This is a genomic window from Thalassotalea marina (genome assembly GCF_014656435.1).
GTDB classification, from domain to species: Bacteria; Pseudomonadota; Gammaproteobacteria; order Enterobacterales; family Alteromonadaceae; genus Thalassotalea_C; species Thalassotalea_C marina.
Genome location: NZ_BNCK01000008.1, coordinates 65,583 through 82,677 on the forward strand (window position 1 = coordinate 65,583; position 17,095 = coordinate 82,677).

Here is a 17,095-nt window from a genome sequence, read left to right on the forward strand (position 1 = left end):
AAATCGACAAGCTAGGAGAAGACATTGAAAAAGTTATTTAAATCTGTTGCGTTGGCAACTGTAGCATCAAGCGCACTATTGTCAGGTGCTGCTATGGCAGATCAAAAAATCGCAGTAGTAAACATGCAAGAAGTGATGGGTAGCATTCCACAAACTGATGCAATTCGCCAAACGCTTGAAAATGAATTTAAAGACGCTCGTGCAGAATTAGCACAGCTAGAAAAAGACATTAAATACTTCCAAGAGAAGAAAAAGCGTGATGCTTCAATCATGAGCAAAAAAGACGTTGAAGATCTTGATAAGCAAATCGCTGATGCGTTCAAAATTTATCAAGAGAAAGGTCAAGCGCTTCAACAGCAAGCTGGTGTTCGTCAAAACGAAGAAACTAACAAAATTTTAGCGTTAATTCGTCAAGCGATCGATAAAGTAGCAGCTGACAAGAAATACGACCATGTATTAAATAAACAAGCTGCATTGTTCAGTAAGCCAGAACATGAAATTACGCAAAACATTATTGAACAAGTAAGCAAAATTAAATAATTTGTGCTGTAGGCTTTTTAGCTGAAAGCCATATTTGAACTTGATTGATCATTGCTCTAATGGTCAATCAGGCTCAATTTAAGGTTTCTCTATTGCACTTTAATAGCCTACAATAGTGCTATTAAATACAACCCCCGAAAAGAGAAATTGATCCCTTGATGAGTTATACATTGGCTGAGCTTGCCGATAAAATCGGTGCCACGGTACATGGTGACAATAATTGTCTAATTCATAGTTTAGCGACCCTAACCCAAGCCCAACAAGGGCAAATTGCCTTTTTATCTAACAGTAAGTATCGTCAGCAGTTAGCGATAACTAAAGCCTCTGCGGTTATTATTTCTGAAGACTGTCTTGAAGAATGTCCAACAAACGCGCTAGTGATGAAAAACCCTTATTTAGGTTATGCTTACGTGGCTCAAATGTTAGATACAACACCTAAACCCGCCTATTCTATACATCCATCAGCAATTGTTGATGAGTCTGTTAAGTTAGGCGAGGGCGTGACTATTGGGGCTAATACCGTTGTTGAAGCCGGTGTTGAACTTGCTGATAACGTTTGTATTGGCACTGGTTGTTTTGTCGGGCAAGATGTAAAAATTGGTGCGAATACAACTGTTTGGGCTAATGTTTCTATTTACCATCGCGTGATAATTGGTCATAGTTGCTTAATTCAAGCAAATACCGTTATCGGCTCCGATGGCTTTGGTTATGCAAACGATAAAGGCAAGTGGATAAAAATTCCACAATTAGGGTCGGTCATTATTGGTAACAATGTTGAGATTGGTGCCAGCACGACTATTGATCGTGGCGCTTTAGGCGATACTGAAATTAAAGATGGCGTTATTTTAGATAACCAGATTCAAATTGCCCACAATGTTGTTATTGGTGAAAACACCGCAATGGCTGCATGCAGTGTGATTGCTGGTAGTACTGTGATTGGAAAACACTGTACAATAGCTGGGTTAGTCGGCGTTAACGGACATATCAATATCGCAGATGGATGTGTGTTTACTGGTATGACTATGGTAACTAAAGACATTACGACCGGAGGAGTCTATTCCTCAGGCTCTCCTTGCCAACCTAATAAAGAGTGGCATAAAACTAACGCTAGAATTAGAAAGCTCGAAGCAACTAATGCTAAGATTAAGACATTAGAACAGCAAGTTAGTGCCTTAAGCACTGAAAACTAAAAATCTAACTTGTTGTAACTACTTATAAATATTAAAGGACACTAAATTGGAAACTCAAAAGAATACACTTGATGTCGAGGAGATCCGTAAATTAATCCCTCATCGTTATCCAATGTTATTGGTTGATCGTGTACTTGACTTTGAACCAGGTAAAAGCCTTCACGCCATTAAGAATGTGACGATTAATGAGCCTGTTTTTACTGGTCATTTCCCTGAGTTAGCTATTTTCCCTGGTGTTATGATCCTCGAAGCACTAGCACAAGCGACTGGTATTTTAGGATTTAAGAGTACAGAAGCTCGTGAAAATGACGAAATGTATTTATTTGCGTCAATCGATAATGCCAAGTTTAAACACCCTGTTTTACCAGGCGATACCATGCACTTACACGTCGAATTTTTGAAAGAGCGTCGTGGTATGTGGAAATTTTATGGTGAAGCTCGCGTTGATGGCAAAGTTGTCTGTTCAGCTGACCTTATGTGTGCTCGAAGAAAGATGTAATAGGAGCCTATAACTTGATTCATCCTCAAGCCATTATTGAAGAAGGGGCTAAAATTGGTAACAACGTTACTATTGGGCCATGGACTTATATAAGCAAAGACGTAGAAATTGGTGACGATTGCCACATTGGACCTAATGTAGTGATTAATGGTCCTACCGTGTTAGGCAAAGGTAATCGCATTTTTCAATTTGCGTCGATTGGCGAGGAATGCCAAGACTTAAAATATGATGGAGAGCCAACTAAATTAATCGTTGGTGACAATAACGTATTTCGTGAATCTTGTACTGTGCATCGTGGCACTATTCAAGATAACGGTGAAACCATCATAGGTAGTAACAACTTATTTATGGCATATACTCATGTGGCACATGATTGTGTTGTGGGTAATAACTGTATTTTAGCGAACAACGCTTCAATTGCAGGTCATGTTCATGTTGGTGATTTTGCTATTTTAGGTGGCCAGTCTGGCGTGCATCAGTTTTGTCACATTGGTGCACATAGTTTTATTGCCGCTACTTCACTTATCTTAAAAGATGTACCGCCTTATGTAATGGCGTCTGGTAATGCAGCTAAACCTTATGGATTAAATAGCGAAGGCTTAAAACGACGTGGTTTTGAACCTGAAACAATTCGTGCAATTAAAAAAGCATACCGTAAAGTATATCGCGACGGTTTAACGGTTGAACAAGCCGTGTCGGCAATCGAACAAGAGCTTCCAGCATCAGCTGAGCTTAAGCTTTTTGTTGAGTTCATTCAGTCTTCAAATCGCGGCATTATTCGATAGCTATGAAAGAGCAACTATTAGTTGAAGCAGGCGCCGACAAGGCGCCTTTATTTGGTATTGTTGTCGGTGAACACTCTGGTGATACATTAGGCGCAGGTCTAATGAAAGAACTGCTAAAAACCTTTCCTGATGCTAAATTTGTAGGCATCGGTGGGCCGAAAATGAAGGCGTTGGGCTTCAATTCATTGTTTGATATGGAAGAGCTTGCCGTCATGGGCGTTTTCGAGGTGCTTGGCCGCTTAAGACGTTTATTTAAAGTACGCGATGAGTTAGTCGATTACTTTAAACAGCATCGCCCAGATGTTTTTATTGGCATAGATGCACCAGACTTTAATCTTCGTTTAGAATTGCCTTTAAAACAAAGTGGTATTAAAACCATTCATTATGTCAGTCCAAGTGTTTGGGCATGGCGTCATAAACGTATTTTCAAAATCGCAGAAGCGACGAATATGGTGTTGAGCTTACTACCTTTTGAAAAAGCGTTTTACGATAAATATAACGTCCCTTGTACTTTTGTTGGTCACCCATTGGCTGATGATATTCCTTTGAGCTCAGATAAAGCCAAAGCAAGAGAAGAGCTAGGGCTAGGTAACGGAAAAATACTGGCTATTATGCCAGGAAGTCGTGGCGGTGAGTTATCCAGATTAGTCCCTGTGTTTCTTGCTTCTGCTAAACAGCTTTTTCAAGAAGATAGTACGCTGACCTTTGTTGCGCCTATGGTTAGCGAAAAGCGTGCTGAGCAATTTAACAAACTTCATCAAGAGCATGCGCCAGAATTACCTATAACTGTGGTAGTTGATAAAACACAACAAGTGATGGCGGCAAGCGATTGCTTGCTTATCGCTTCTGGTACAGTAACGCTTGAAGCGGCGCTGATTAAACGTCCAATGGTGGTCTGTTATAAATTTAACCCTATGACTTATCATATGTTTAAAGGTTTTGTGAAAATTAAATGGTTTTCATTACCAAACCTTCTGGCAGATAAAGCCTTGTTACCTGAGTTATTGCAAGGCAATGTGACTACTGACAAAATTGTCCCCTTGCTTAAAGAGCGCCTTTATCAAGATCAAAGTGATTTAACCCAGTCTTATTTAGACATTCATCAAAGCTTAAAACAAAACGCGAGTAAGCAGTCGGCGCAGGCTGTGATTGACCTAATGGCGGAATCTTAAGGTATGGCTAAAGCTAAAGTAGAATTACCAGCATTTGTCTATCCAGCAGCTTACCGAATCGCGGGTGTTGACGAGGTAGGAAGAGGCCCACTGGTTGGCGATGTTGTTACCGCTGCTGTGATCTTAGATCCAGATAACCCGATTGAAGGTCTTACTGACTCTAAAAAGTTGTCTGAGAAAAAACGCGCTTTGTTAGCAGAAGAAATTAAAGAAAAAGCCACGGCATGGTGTATTGCGCGAGCGACACCTGAAGAAATTGATACTATTAATATATTGCATGCCACAATGTTAGCGATGCAAAGAGCTGTTCATGGGTTAGACATTGAGCCTGATTATGTATTAGTTGATGGTAATCGATGTCCAACATTTGGTGGTGCTGAAGGTAAAATACAGACACAAGCGGTTGTTAAAGGTGACGCTCGGGTTGCTGAAATTAGTGCCGCATCCATCTTGGCCAAAGTGGCTAGAGACGAGGAGATGATCGCTTTGGATAAAGTTCATCCTGAATATGGCTTTGCAAGTCATAAAGGCTACCCAACCAAAGCTCATTTAGAAAAAATAGTCGAACATGGCGTATTAGACTGTTATCGTAAAAGTTTTAAACCTGTTGCCGCCGTTATCGAAAATCAAAAATAATAATGACAGATACTCAAGCCCCAGCTGAGGCCTTCCAAGAGCCAAAATTTATTCATTTGCGTGTGCATAGTGACTTTTCTATGTGTGATGGCTTGAATAAAGTGAAACCTATTCTTGCCAAGGCGCAAGAATTCAAAATGCCAGCGATTGCGCTAACCGATCAAACCAACTTGTGTGGCCTTGTTAAGTTTTATCATGCGTGTCATGGGGCAGGGGTAAAACCAATCATTGGTAGTGACTTTTGGGTTCAATGTCCTGAGTTAGAAAACGAGCTTTCTCGTTTAGTTGTAATCGCTTCAAATAATACTGGTTATAAAAACCTAACTGAGCTTATTTCCAAAGCTTATCTTCGTGGGCATGTTCAAGGCAAAGCGGTTATCGATCGCGATTGGTTAGTCGAATATGCCGAAGGTTTAATTTTGCTGTCTGGGGCAAAAGACGGTGATGTTGGTAAAGCTCTGCTCAAAGGCAATAACGCCATGGTTGATTCCATGGTGGACTTTTATCAACAGCACTTTGCTAATAACTACTTTCTTGAGCTTATTCGCACCGGACGTGAAGACGAGGAGAACTATCTTCACCTTGCAGTAAAATTGGCGATTGCACGTGGCTTACCCGTTGTTGCAACAAACGAAGTTGTTTTCCTTACTGAAGACTTATTTGATGCACATGAGATTCGTGTCAGTATTCATGATGGTTATACACTTGACGATAAAAGACGCCCGAGGCGCTTTTCTCCCCAGCAGTATTTACGTAGTGAACAGGAAATGTTGGAGTTATTCTCTGATATTCCAGAGGCTCTACAAAACACCGTAGAAATTGCTAAACGTTGTAATGTCACTGTTAGGCTTGGTGAGTACTTCTTACCTGATTTCCCTACAGAGGGCATGAAAATTGACGACTTCCTGATCAAGGTATCGGAAGAGGGCCTACAAGAAAGGCTCGAGTTTTTGTTTGATAAAGACTCCCCAGATTTTGCAGAAATTAGAAAGCCTTACGACGAACGCCTTAAAATAGAACTCGACGTAATTAACAACATGGGTTTCCCTGGATACTTCCTTATCGTAATGGAATTTATTCAGTGGAGTAAAGATAACAATATTCCTGTTGGACCCGGCCGTGGCTCTGGTGCTGGTTCATTAGTGGCCTATGCATTAAAAATTACCGACTTAGATCCACTAGAATTTGACTTACTTTTTGAACGATTCTTAAACCCAGAACGTATTTCGATGCCCGACTTTGACGTCGACTTTTGTATGGATCGACGTGATGAGGTAATTGACCATACCGCAGAGTTATACGGTCGAGATGCTGTATCGCAAATTATCACCTTTGGTACCATGGCGGCTAAGGCGGTTATTCGAGATGTAGGCCGTGTTTTAGGTCACCCCTATGGTTTTGTTGATCGTATCTCTAAGCTGATCCCTGGTGATCCGGGCATGACTCTGGCAAAAGCCTTTGATGTTGAGCCTAAGTTACCAGAACTATATCACCAAGATAGTGAAGTGAAAGACCTTATCGACATGTGTCGAATTCTGGAAGGTACCACACGTAACGCCGGTAAACACGCCGGTGGTGTTGTTATTTCACCGACGACAATTACAGATTTTGCGCCTCTATATTGTGATGATGAAGGTAAAAACCCTGTTACCCAGTTCGATAAAAATGACGTAGAAGATGCTGGACTGGTTAAATTTGACTTCTTAGGTCTTAGAACATTAACCATATTGCAATGGGCGATTGAGATGGCGGATGAAAAGCTACTCAAAGCCGGCAAAGAGCCCATCGACATTGCAGCTATTCCATTAGATGATAAAGCATCATTTAAAGTCTTATTAGCATCGCAAACAACAGCAGTATTCCAGCTAGAATCGTCAGGGATGAAGGCGCTGATAGAAAAGCTTAAACCTGACTGTTTTGAAGATATTATCGCGTTAGTAGCACTGTTTCGCCCAGGCCCACTTGATTCGGGCATGGTAGATAACTTTATCGAACGTAAACACGGCCGTGAGGAAGTGTCTTATCCCGATGCAACATGGCAACATGAGTCACTAAAGCCAATCCTTGAACCGACTTACGGTATTATTTTGTACCAAGAGCAGGTTATGCAAATTGCCCAGGTGTTGGCCGGCTATACGCTTGGTGGCGCAGATATGTTGCGTCGAGCTATGGGTAAAAAGAAGCCAGAGGAAATGGCCAAACAGCGTGCCGTTTTTGAAGAAGGTGCAATAAGCCAAGGAGTTGATGGCGAGCTCGCCATGAAGATCTTCGACTTGGTAGAAAAATTTGCCGGTTACGGTTTTAACAAATCTCACTCTGCTGCTTATGCCTTGGTGTCGTACCAGACACTTTGGATGAAGGCGCACCATCCTGAGCCCTTTATGGCAGCAGTAATGTCTGCCGATATGGATAACACAGACAAAATTGTTACCTTGGTCGATGAATGCAGCAACATGGGGCTTAAGTTACTGCCACCTGATGTGAATTCTGGCCTTTATAAGTTTACGGTAAACGATGACAACGAAATTGTTTATGGTATTGGCGCAGTTAAAGGGGTAGGTGAAGGCCCAATTGAAGCGATAATTGCCGCGCGTGAAGCTGGTGGTCCGTTTGTTGATTTATTTGATTTTTGTGCCCGTGTTGATTTAAAGAAAACCAACAAACGTGTATTAGAAAGGTTAATTAAGTCAGGCGCGATGGATAACCTTGGACCTCGCACCGACAAAGGCCCACATCGAGCCGCATTGTTTGAAACATTGCCAGAGGCTATCAAGGCTGCTGAACAGCATGCAAAAGCACAAGCGATAGGGCAAGATGATTTATTCGGCCTGATAAATGAAGAGCCGGACGATACAAGACAAGCGTTTAAAGAAGTGCCTATGTGGCCAGAAGAAGTATGGCTTGAGGGAGAAAAAGAAACACTCGGCTTGTATTTAACAGGGCACCCGATTAATCGCTACTTAAAAGAAATTAAAAAATACGCATCCGGTCGGTTAGTGGCGATGCAGCCAACAGGTAAAGATCGTACATCTACGGCGGTAGGTTTAGTGATAGGTGTGCGTGTACTCACCAATAAACGTGGACGTCGCTGGGCACTAGTCACTTTAGATGACAAGAGTGCGCGTATGGATGTTAGACTCTTCCCCGATGATTATGATAGGTTTGCAGAGCAGTTAGTCACCGACTCAATTTTGGTCTGTACTGGACAGGTCAGCTTTGATGATTACTCAGGTGGTAATACAATGACTGCCCGCGATATAATGACCATTGAAGAAGCGCGCGAAAATTATGTTTCTTCACTGGACTTAAACGTCTATCGAAATGACATCGCGGAAACTTTTGTCCAAGACTTTAGTCAGATATTATCTGAGTATAAAGATGGTACGTGCCCAGTTCGTGTTTTTTATCAAAGAGATGAAGCAAAAGGTATGCTAGAATTGGGCGTACAATGGCGCGTATCACCAGCTGATAGATTATTGAATCAGCTAAAAGTATTGTTGGGTGAAGAAAACGTAGCGTTAGAATTCAAATAGATAATGCTAAAAAGCGTTATTTATCAATGTAATAAGATTTTAGATAATAGGTAAGAACAACCAATGTCATTGAACTTTTTAGATTTTGAGCAGCCGATTGCTGAACTTGAAGCAAAAATTGAAGAATTGCAATTAGTAAACTCGGGACAAGAACTTGACCTTGATCTAGAAGAGCAAATTACGCAATTACGTGAAAAAAACAAAGAACAAACACGTAAAATATTTGAAAATCTAGATCCATGGCAAACGGCTCGTGTTGCACGTCATCCACAACGCCCTTACACGGAAGATTATTTACCACGTATCTTTACCGAGTTTGATGAATTAGCTGGTGATCGTGCTTATGCTGACGACAAAGCGATTGTTGGTGGTATTGCACGTATTGACGACAAACCAGTCATGGTAATTGGCCATCAAAAAGGTCGTACAACGGCGGAAAAAGTAAAACGCAACTTTGGAATGCCTCGCCCTGAAGGGTATCGTAAAGCGCTTCGTTTAATGGAAATGGCTGAGCGTTTTAATATGCCAATTATTACTTTCATTGACACGCCAGGCGCTTACCCAGGTATTGGTGCGGAAGAACGTGGTCAAAGTGAAGCAATTGCAAAGAACCTACAAGTAATGGCACGCTTAAATGTACCAATTATTTGTACTGTTATTGGTGAAGGCGGCTCTGGTGGTGCCTTAGCTATTGGTGTTGGTGACCGAGTCAACATGCTGCAGTATTCAACGTATTCAGTAATTTCTCCTGAAGGCTGTGCCTCTATTTTATGGAAAACTGCTGAGAAAGCATCAACTGCGGCTGAAGCTATGGGTATCACGGCAAATCGTATCAAAGAATTAGAACTGATTGATACTATTGTTCCTGAGCCAATGGGTGGTGCACATCGCAATGTAGACGAAATGGCGGCACAACTAAAACAAACCATCAAGTCTCAATTAGAAGAGTTAGATGGGTTATCAAAAGAAGAGCTAATCGAAAAACGTTATCAACGTTTAATGTCATACGGTTATTGCTAATCGAATATCAGGGCTTAGTAAAACACTAAGCCCTTTTTCTTATGTCGCTTATCTTAAATTCCCTTGCCACTACTTTACAACCGTTTATAAAGCGACCTGTCTGGGTAGCTTTTAGTGGTGGAATAGATTCACAAGTATTACTGCACGCTTTAGCTAATTTAAAATCTTCAAAGTTTCCTGATTTAAACTTAAATGTTTGCCACGTTCATCATGGCTTAAGTGATAATGCTGATACTTGGTTGGCATTTGCTGAGCACACCTGTAACCAGTTAAAGCTGCCACTAGTCACTCATCGTGTAAAGTTAACGGTTAATGCAAGAGAAAGCCTCGAAGCGGTTGCTAGAGAAGCCAGATATCAAGTGTTTAAAACGGTGTGTCATAAAAACGCAGTTATCGTGACTGGACATCACCAAGACGATCAATGGGAAACCTTTTTATTGGCGTTAAAGCGTGGCTCTGGTGTGCAAGGCCTTGGTGCCATGCAACAATTAAGTAATTTGGGGCATCAGCAGCAAGTGTTGTGTCGTCCTCTGTTAAATACATCGAAACGAGCAATTTATGATTACGCTAAGTTGCATGCGCTTGATTGGATAGAAGACGAGTCGAATCAGGATACGCGCTTTGATCGCAACTTTATCCGACATCACCTTACGCCTATGCTAACAGAGCGTTGGACTGCTTTTATCAGCACTGTTGCTCGTTCAGCACAACATTGTCAGGAAGCTCAGCAAATTCTAAATGAAGTCGCTGAACAAGATCTTCAACTAACATTATCTAACGAAGGGCGAATCAGTGTTGAGCCCTTATTGGCATTATCTTTTGCCAGACAGAAGCAGGTGATACGTCAGCTATTACAAAATAATGACGCCAAAATGCCAAGCCAAGTGCAAATTGAACAAGCGCTACTTCAAATTCAACAACCAGAGTTGTCGACGTTAAAGGTAAAGCTTGGTGATCATTGGCTACGTCATTTTCAAAGTCAGTTGTACCTTACCAAAGAATATGAAGATATTACTTCGTGGAGTGCTAACGTTATTTTGCCTAAAGCAGGGCAAGTATCGCTAGATCTTCCTGATGATTTAGGTAAGTTGGTGATTTCGACTACGCCAGACGCCAACGGTGATAAAACATTAGTTTTTGCTGTGACAAATAAAGATGAGCAACTAAGTGTTCAGTTTACCCATAACAACCCTAAAATCTTGCCTGATTATCGACAGCACCACAGAAGTTTAAAAAAAGTATGGCAAGAATTGGCGATACCTACCTGGCAGCGCAATAGAATACCTTTGCTTTTTAGTCAAAATGAACTGGTCGCTGCCGCAGGGCAATTTGTATGTCAACCGTTTAAACAAGCAGACTGTCGACAAACCTATTATCTTAACTGGCTTGCCTAAGGTAAGTCAGGTTAGAATAAAACAAAAGCGGGATAACACGCTTCTTCCTACTACTATAAAAATCGGAGACATTATGAACCTTGTTTTGAAGCTAATTGCCGGTATTGTTGCCGGTATTCTGGTGGGACTTTATGCACCAGACTTTATCGTTCAATTAGTTTTTACAGCGCAAAACCTCATTGGTCAGTTAATTAAATTTACTATTCCACTCATTATCTTATTTTACATTGCAAGCGGTATTGCATCGCTACCTAAAGGCTCAGGATCGCTGTTAGGTAAAACTGTTGGTTTAGCGTATGGCTCAACCATAGTGGCGGGTATTTTAGCTTTTATCGTTGCAAGTAACGTTTTACCAGACTTAACTGCAGGTAGTGTTGCAGAGGCAAGTCATGGTGAAAAAGTACAAGGGTTTATTGATTTTCAAGTAAAACCACTTTTTGATGTGATGACGGCTTTAGCAGTGGCCTTTATTTTTGGTATTGGTATCAGTGCTACCAATGCTAATTCATTGCGCACCACACTAAATGAAGCTAAAGATATTATTGAAATGTTGTTAAGCAAAGTGATCATCCCAGCATTGCCATTTTATATTGCTGGTGTGTTTGCTGACATGACAGTTGACGGCTCTGTATTTACTACACTTAAAACCTTTGGTGTTGTGTTAATTCTAGCGGTTATTATGCATTGGGTTTGGATCGCAGTACTTTACGTAGTAACTGGTGCTGCAACTGGTAAGTCACCAGCGCTATTACTTAAAAACATGATGCCTGCATATTTTACCGCATTAGGTACTATGTCAAGTGCGGCAACAATCCCTGTGTCGTTAAAAGCCAATAAAGCTAATAAAGTCAGTGATGGCGTTGCAAACTTCACCGTGCCATTGTGCGCCTCAATTCATTTAAGTGGCTCTACAATTACTATCATTACTTGTGCAACAGCGGTAATGATCATGACACCAGAATTATCATTGCCAAGCATCGGCGGTATTATTGGTTTTATTCTTATGCTTGGTGTGACTATGATCGCAGCCCCTGGAGCACCAGGAGGAGCCGTAATGTCAGCTCTAGGTTTGTTAGCGAGTATGCTAGGTTTCAGTGACGCAGCGTTGGCATTGATGATTGCGCTATATATGGCACAAGACAGCTTTGGTACTGCATGTAACGTAACCGGCGATGGCGCCATCGCGCTGTGGGTAGACAAGTTTGCTGGCGAAGATGGACTAGCAACTATTGAACATAAGTCCGAAGTGTAAAACATTAATCTAAAAAAAGCCGCATAGCGGCTTTTTTTTATGGCGATAAAATGCAGTTGCCTATCACATATAAATTAATCTGGCTGATATCAACAAAGCGCTTGACTTGAAAAGCAGTGAAGGTCAGTATGAATAAAAATATATATTAATTACTATCTGAATTCATGATTACAAAGCAGCTACTCAATACTAATTGGCGTACCCGCAATGCCGTCAAGGCAATGCGCTGGGCTAGTGCTGCTAAACGATTGTAGTCAACAAGTCGTTAACCGCAGTGAGTCAGCTGCGGTTTATATCACTTTTTCCGCCTGTCTACTGCACACATTGTCATAAAATAGGAGCAAGACAATGAGGGTGCCAATCGCCTATTTAGCTGTTGTATTAATATGGTCAACAACACCGTTAGGTATTGTTTGGAGCAGTGAAACAGTCGAACCAACGATGGCTGTGTTACTTCGCATGTTAATTGCGTGGCTTATTGGCTGGGGCATTATTATTGTCTGTCGAATTCATTTGCCATGGCACAAAGAGGCTCTTAAGCTTTATTCTTTTTCTGCCATTGGTATTTTTGGTGGTATGTCATTGTCGTATGCCGCAGCTTCCTATATTTCTTCAGGCTTAATGTCTCTGATCTTTGGCTTATCACCAATATTGTCTGGTGTGTTGGCGCAAAAGTTACTAGCTGAAGATAGGTTTAATCATATAAAGAAATTAGCCTTGGTCGCGGCACTTATTGGCTTAGTGATTGTTTGTTATGACAAAATGACGTTAAAAGCGGATGCTTATATTGGCATTATATTCGTATTAATCGCCGTGTTCTTTTTTAGTTTAAGTGGTGTAATGGTTAAAACCATTAATATAAAAATTAACCCAGTTGCGACAACTGTGGGCGCTTTAACGTTCAGTACACCTCTGTTTTTAGTGATGTGGCTATTGCTTGATGGCACGTTAGATTATCAACAATGGTCAATAAGATCGGTAAGTGCAATCATTTATTTAGGGCTTTTTGGCTCGTTAATAGGGTTTATTTCTTATTTTTATGTGCTGCAAAAACTTTCAGCCAGTACGGTTGCATTGGTGACGATGATCACACCGGTACTTGCCATTACTTTAGGTGCACTGCTCAATGATGAAGTGATCACTGACAACTTGATCGTTGGTGCAGGTTTTGTCGTTTTTGGCTTAACTTGTTACCAGTGGAGTAGTAAAGTTGAATACGTTGTCAGATATAGGTTCAAAAAAGTTAATGATACCCAAACATAAAGAAAAATTAGTGCTGACCTTTAACAAAGCAGCGCCAGAAGATATAAACTTTTTGCTTGAACTGAGAAAGCTGTCGATGACTGAACACCTGTTGGCGGCTGGCTTAGACTATGACGACGAGCAACATAAAGCGAGAATATTAGAGTATTACAATGATACTTACTTATTGAATCTTGCTGATAAGGCCATTGGCGTGGTAAAGCTGGGGCAAATGGCCGATAGGTGGCATATTCGTCAGTTTCAAATTTTGCCTGATTATCACGGAAAAGGAGTAGGGACTAAGGTATTGTCTTTACTCCAATCAAAAGCACAAAGCGTTAATATGCCTATTACCTTAAATGTACTTTACCAAAACCCTGCAAGGCGATTATACGAAAGAATGGGGTTTAAAGTAATTGGTGAAAATGGGCTGGAATATCAAATGAAATGGTCGCTACAGTAATAAGCGGGCATAAAAAAAAGCGCTTAGGCGCTTTTTTTAATCTAAAAAGTGAGTCGTTTTTAGTTTTGTGAAGTGCGGTACTTTTCACACGCTTCTTTATCTTCACATTCACCATACAAGTATAAACTGTGGTTAGTTAATTTGATGTTATGCGATTTTGCTACATCTTCTTGACGTTGCTCAATAACGTCATCTTCAAATTCAACAACCTTACCACATTTTAAACACACTAAATGATCGTGATGTTTCTTATGGCTTAATTCAAATACTGATTTGCCACCTTCGAAGTGATGACGTGTAACAATACCCGCATCATCAAATTGGTTTAACACGCGGTATACAGTTGCTAAACCGATTTCTTCATTCAGATCTAACAGGATTTTATAAACATCTTCCGCGCTAATATGTTGGTTACCTGGATCTTGCAGAATCGTCAAAATCTTCACACGCGGTAAAGTAATTTTCAATCCGGCTCTTTTTAGCTCTTCGTTTTGATCGGACATGAAGCAACTTCTCAATTGGACAATAAAGGTAAAATTATAGGTGTATTTTGCTCGCCTGAAAAGCGCTAATTTGTTTTAATTTATTGAAAATTGCCAACAAAGTTAGCGTTTTTATTTAAAAAAATCCATGATTTAAATAGGGGTATTTTTTCGGGATAAAAAAAACCTGCTTGAAAAGCAGGCTTTTAATTTTCTTTTCTGTACTAATTAATCAGCTAACTCAGCTAAGCACATTTCTTCATGAATCTGGTTAACCCATTTATCAACACGAGCTTCTGTTAACTCAGGTTGGCGGTCTTCATCAATACACAAACCAATAAACGTATTATCGTCAATAAGTGCCTTTGATGCTTCAAATTCATAGCCTTCATTTGGCCAGTTGCCAACAATAACAGCACCTTTTGATTCAACGATATCACGCAGTGGCTCCATCGCATCACAAAAATACTCTGCGTAATCTTCCTGATCGCCTAAGCCGTATATTGCAACCAACTTATCTGTGAAATCAATTTCTTCTAGTTCTGGTAAAAAGTCATCCCAGTCACACTGGTTTTCGCCGTAATACCATGTAGGAATACCTAAAATAAGCATATCAAATTCAGCGATTTCTTCTTTGGTGCTTTTAGCGATGTCTTTCACATCTACTAATTTTTTACCAAGCTTTTTCTGGATCATTTTAGCGACTGCTTCGGTGTTTCCAGTATCACTCCCGAAAAATAAACCTACGATTGCCATGAATATAACCTTATCAACTCTAATTTTCGTTACTTGCTAGCGCTTTGACAATAAGTGACTCAATCAACTCACTGCGGTTGCAGCCCGAGTTTTTAGCCAGCTCGTCTAGCTGTTCGATTAAACTGTGGTGAAGCTTGAATTCAACGCGTTTTAAACCATTGTTGCGATCACGCTTTACTTGGTTACGCTTGTTGATTTTTACTTGGACGCTACGTGAATGAGGATTTGTCCTCGGGCGTCCTGGTCGCTTGTCATCACCAAACAGATCGATCGTTGTTAAATCTGAAACTTGTTTTGCCATGCTGTTAACCTATGCCTTGGCTTTCCCATATAAATTGGATAACGCCTTTAGCAATAAAGCCAGCACAACCTAGAAACAATACGAAATAAACAACGTATTGCCCCATTTTAGGAACATCATTTTTCTTCATAACGTCATTGATAGATAACCCTATGAAAACAAAAATAAATAAAAAGAATAAATTTAAGCCAATAGCTTCAATTAACGCAAAATGTTCAGCAAGCATAATTCACCATAAAAATTTCAGGCGCGACTATAGCATATCGCCAATACAATGCGCAGCCCTTTTTAACATATAAAATGTTGCATATGCAATTAAATTGCTAAAAAGTTGCACTTTTATTGATCTAGAAGAAAGTCTAATAATATTTTATTAAAGGCTACCGTTTTCTCAGCATGCAACCAATGACCTGCGCCTTGAATGATCTTGGCTTTGGCGTGAGGAAAGAGTTGGTTGATTTTTGCTCTGTGTTCGCTGGTTATATAATTTGATTCACCTCCTTTAATAAAAAGGGTAGGTGAGTTAAAAGTGCTATTGCCTTGATATGCTGTCATGATTTGGCTATAGCCTTGCGTTAGATAGTCGAGGTTACATTTAAATGCAAAACCTTGCTCAGTTTTGGTGAGGTTACGTAATAAGAATTGTCTTACACTAGGCGTTTCAACGTATTGAGCTAATGTTTTGTCGGCATCAGTTCTGCTTTTTATTGCCGCTAAATCGATAGCATTTAGTCCCGCAAAAATTTGCTCATGATGTGCTGAGTACTGCACTGGGGCAATATCCGCAACAGCAAGTTTATTTACTCTGGCTGGGTGCTCTAGCGCTAATTGCATCGCTATTTTTCCGCCCATTGAATGGCCCAAAACATGCGCTTTATCAATGTTTAGCGAGTCCATAGTGTCGATAATGTCTTGTGCTAATTCATCATAGTGCATATCAGGTAAATGAACTGAGTTTCCATGGTTGCGTACATCGACATTGGTCACAGTAAAATGGCTGGCCATAGGTTTAGCCACCATGTTGAGGTTTTCTAAACTACCCAAAAGGCCATGAATTAATAATAAGTGTGGACCTTGTCCCTGCTGAACATGATGTAAAGTTGCCATAAAAGAATTGTAATAAAAATTTGATTTGAATTTGCTGGTAATGGTGTCGATTATACTGAATTTACCCAAAGAAGCTAAATTGTTATAGAGACTTAACGGTAAGGTCAGTATAATCTCGTCGAAAAAATTTAATGTAAGAATGTAAGGTTGTTTAGATGAAACATATCGAAATTGATGAAGACTTATATCAGTATTTAGCTTCGCAAACACAATTTATTGGTGAAAGTGCCTCATCTATCTTACGTCGCTTGTTGTCACTGCCGGGTTCTCAAACCGAATCAGTGACTAAAAAATCTTCTGAAATTACAAAAACGTTTACTGTAGATGAACAAGAAAAGCCCGCTGAGAAAGTTGCCGCTACAGCGAATAAAGCTAATGTTTTTGACGTGATAAACAAAGAAGAGTTGTCTATGCAACGTGGTGTTGTTGGACGATTTTTATTGTTACTGTCTGCTCTTCAACGTGTCCACGGTGACGACTTTGCTGTTGTTTTAGATATTCGTGGGCGTGACCGTTTGTATTTTGCTCAAAGTGAAAAGGAACTATCAGAATCTGGCAGTAGTACTAAGCCACGTCAAATTCCAGAAAGCCCTTATTGGGTTATTACCAACTCAAATACAACGCGTAAAAAAATGATGATAACCGAGGTTGCAAAAGCCCTTGATTATTCAGATCAACAGATTGAAAAAATTAGAGATTTACTATAGTTCATAAAAAGGAAAC

The 17,095-nt window shown here is 40.3% G+C and carries 18 protein-coding genes; 13 read left to right on the plus strand and 5 right to left on the minus strand.

Translation table 11 applies throughout. The annotated features are described in order from the left end of the window. The first annotated feature begins 24 nt into the window (after positions 1–24). The 12 genes from IE199_RS16315 (at position 25) to IE199_RS16370 (ending at position 13,726) form a co-directional block, all read left to right on the plus strand. Complete coding sequence (locus tag IE199_RS16315) at positions 25–540, plus strand: OmpH/Skp family outer membrane protein (protein WP_189772706.1); 516 nt, start codon at positions 25–27, stop codon at positions 538–540. A gap of 158 nt (positions 541–698) precedes the next feature. Next, positions 699–1,730 carry a UDP-3-O-(3-hydroxymyristoyl)glucosamine N-acyltransferase gene (gene lpxD / locus IE199_RS16320; protein WP_189772708.1) on the plus strand — a complete coding sequence of 344 codons (1,032 nt, stop codon included), beginning with the start codon at positions 699–701 and terminating at the stop codon, positions 1,728–1,730. Between the two features lie 46 nt (positions 1,731–1,776). Further along, positions 1,777–2,229 (plus strand): 3-hydroxyacyl-ACP dehydratase FabZ, encoded by a 453-nt coding sequence (fabZ, locus tag IE199_RS16325; RefSeq protein WP_189772710.1) that lies wholly within the window; start codon positions 1,777–1,779, stop codon positions 2,227–2,229. Positions 2,230–2,243: 14 nt separating this feature from the next. Next, positions 2,244–3,014 (plus strand): acyl-ACP--UDP-N-acetylglucosamine O-acyltransferase, encoded by a 771-nt coding sequence (gene lpxA, locus IE199_RS16330; protein WP_189772713.1) that lies wholly within the window; start codon positions 2,244–2,246, stop codon positions 3,012–3,014. 2 nt (positions 3,015–3,016) lie between these two features. Further along, positions 3,017–4,186, plus strand: a complete 1,170-nt coding sequence (lpxB, locus tag IE199_RS16335) for a lipid-A-disaccharide synthase (protein ID WP_189772715.1) — start codon at positions 3,017–3,019, stop codon at positions 4,184–4,186. A gap of 3 nt (positions 4,187–4,189) precedes the next feature. Further along, complete coding sequence (rnhB, locus tag IE199_RS16340; RefSeq protein WP_189772717.1) at positions 4,190–4,822, plus strand: ribonuclease HII; 633 nt, start codon at positions 4,190–4,192, stop codon at positions 4,820–4,822. A gap of 2 nt (positions 4,823–4,824) precedes the next feature. Continuing rightward, positions 4,825–8,355, plus strand: coding sequence for a DNA polymerase III subunit alpha (gene dnaE, locus IE199_RS16345; protein ID WP_189772719.1), 3,531 nt, complete (start codon positions 4,825–4,827; stop codon positions 8,353–8,355). A gap of 63 nt (positions 8,356–8,418) precedes the next feature. Further along, complete coding sequence (gene accA, locus IE199_RS16350) at positions 8,419–9,375, plus strand: acetyl-CoA carboxylase carboxyl transferase subunit alpha (protein WP_189772721.1); 957 nt, start codon at positions 8,419–8,421, stop codon at positions 9,373–9,375. A 41-nt stretch (positions 9,376–9,416) separates the two neighbouring features. After that, positions 9,417–10,769: a tRNA lysidine(34) synthetase TilS gene (gene tilS / locus IE199_RS16355; protein WP_189772731.1), complete on the plus strand. Its 1,353-nt coding sequence runs from the start codon at positions 9,417–9,419 to the stop codon at positions 10,767–10,769. A 73-nt stretch (positions 10,770–10,842) separates the two neighbouring features. Next, positions 10,843–12,021, plus strand: coding sequence for a dicarboxylate/amino acid:cation symporter (locus IE199_RS16360; RefSeq protein ID WP_189772733.1), 1,179 nt, complete (start codon positions 10,843–10,845; stop codon positions 12,019–12,021). A gap of 348 nt (positions 12,022–12,369) precedes the next feature. Continuing rightward, positions 12,370–13,284 (plus strand): DMT family transporter, encoded by a 915-nt coding sequence (locus IE199_RS16365; protein ID WP_189772735.1) that lies wholly within the window; start codon positions 12,370–12,372, stop codon positions 13,282–13,284. Further along, complete coding sequence (locus tag IE199_RS16370; protein ID WP_189772737.1) at positions 13,268–13,726, plus strand: GNAT family N-acetyltransferase; 459 nt, start codon at positions 13,268–13,270, stop codon at positions 13,724–13,726. Before IE199_RS16365 ends, IE199_RS16370 begins: the two co-directional genes overlap by 17 nt. Before the next feature lie 59 nt (positions 13,727–13,785). Here IE199_RS16370 and fur read toward each other — a convergent pair whose 3' ends face one another. From fur to IE199_RS16395, 5 genes are all read right to left on the minus strand, one after another. After that, on the minus strand, positions 13,786–14,229 hold the full coding sequence (gene fur / locus IE199_RS16375; RefSeq protein WP_189772738.1) for a ferric iron uptake transcriptional regulator: 444 nt from the start codon (positions 14,227–14,229) through the stop codon (positions 13,786–13,788). Between the two features lie 207 nt (positions 14,230–14,436). After that, positions 14,437–14,964 carry a flavodoxin FldA gene (gene fldA, locus IE199_RS16380; protein ID WP_189772740.1) on the minus strand — a complete coding sequence of 176 codons (528 nt, stop codon included), beginning with the start codon at positions 14,962–14,964 and terminating at the stop codon, positions 14,437–14,439. Between the two features lie 19 nt (positions 14,965–14,983). Further along, positions 14,984–15,265, minus strand: a complete 282-nt coding sequence (gene ybfE, locus IE199_RS16385) for a LexA regulated protein (protein ID WP_189772742.1) — start codon at positions 15,263–15,265, stop codon at positions 14,984–14,986. Between the two features lie 4 nt (positions 15,266–15,269). Then, on the minus strand, positions 15,270–15,491 hold the full coding sequence (locus IE199_RS16390; protein WP_189772744.1) for a DUF2788 domain-containing protein: 222 nt from the start codon (positions 15,489–15,491) through the stop codon (positions 15,270–15,272). A 113-nt stretch (positions 15,492–15,604) separates the two neighbouring features. Next, positions 15,605–16,372 (minus strand): alpha/beta fold hydrolase, encoded by a 768-nt coding sequence (locus IE199_RS16395; protein WP_189772746.1) that lies wholly within the window; start codon positions 16,370–16,372, stop codon positions 15,605–15,607. 155 nt (positions 16,373–16,527) lie between these two features. Between IE199_RS16395 and seqA the strand changes: the two genes are divergently transcribed. Further along, a complete protein-coding gene (gene seqA / locus IE199_RS16400; protein WP_189772748.1) occupies positions 16,528–17,079 on the plus strand; it encodes a replication initiation negative regulator SeqA in 552 nt (183 codons plus the stop codon). Positions 17,080–17,095 lie beyond the last annotated feature (16 nt).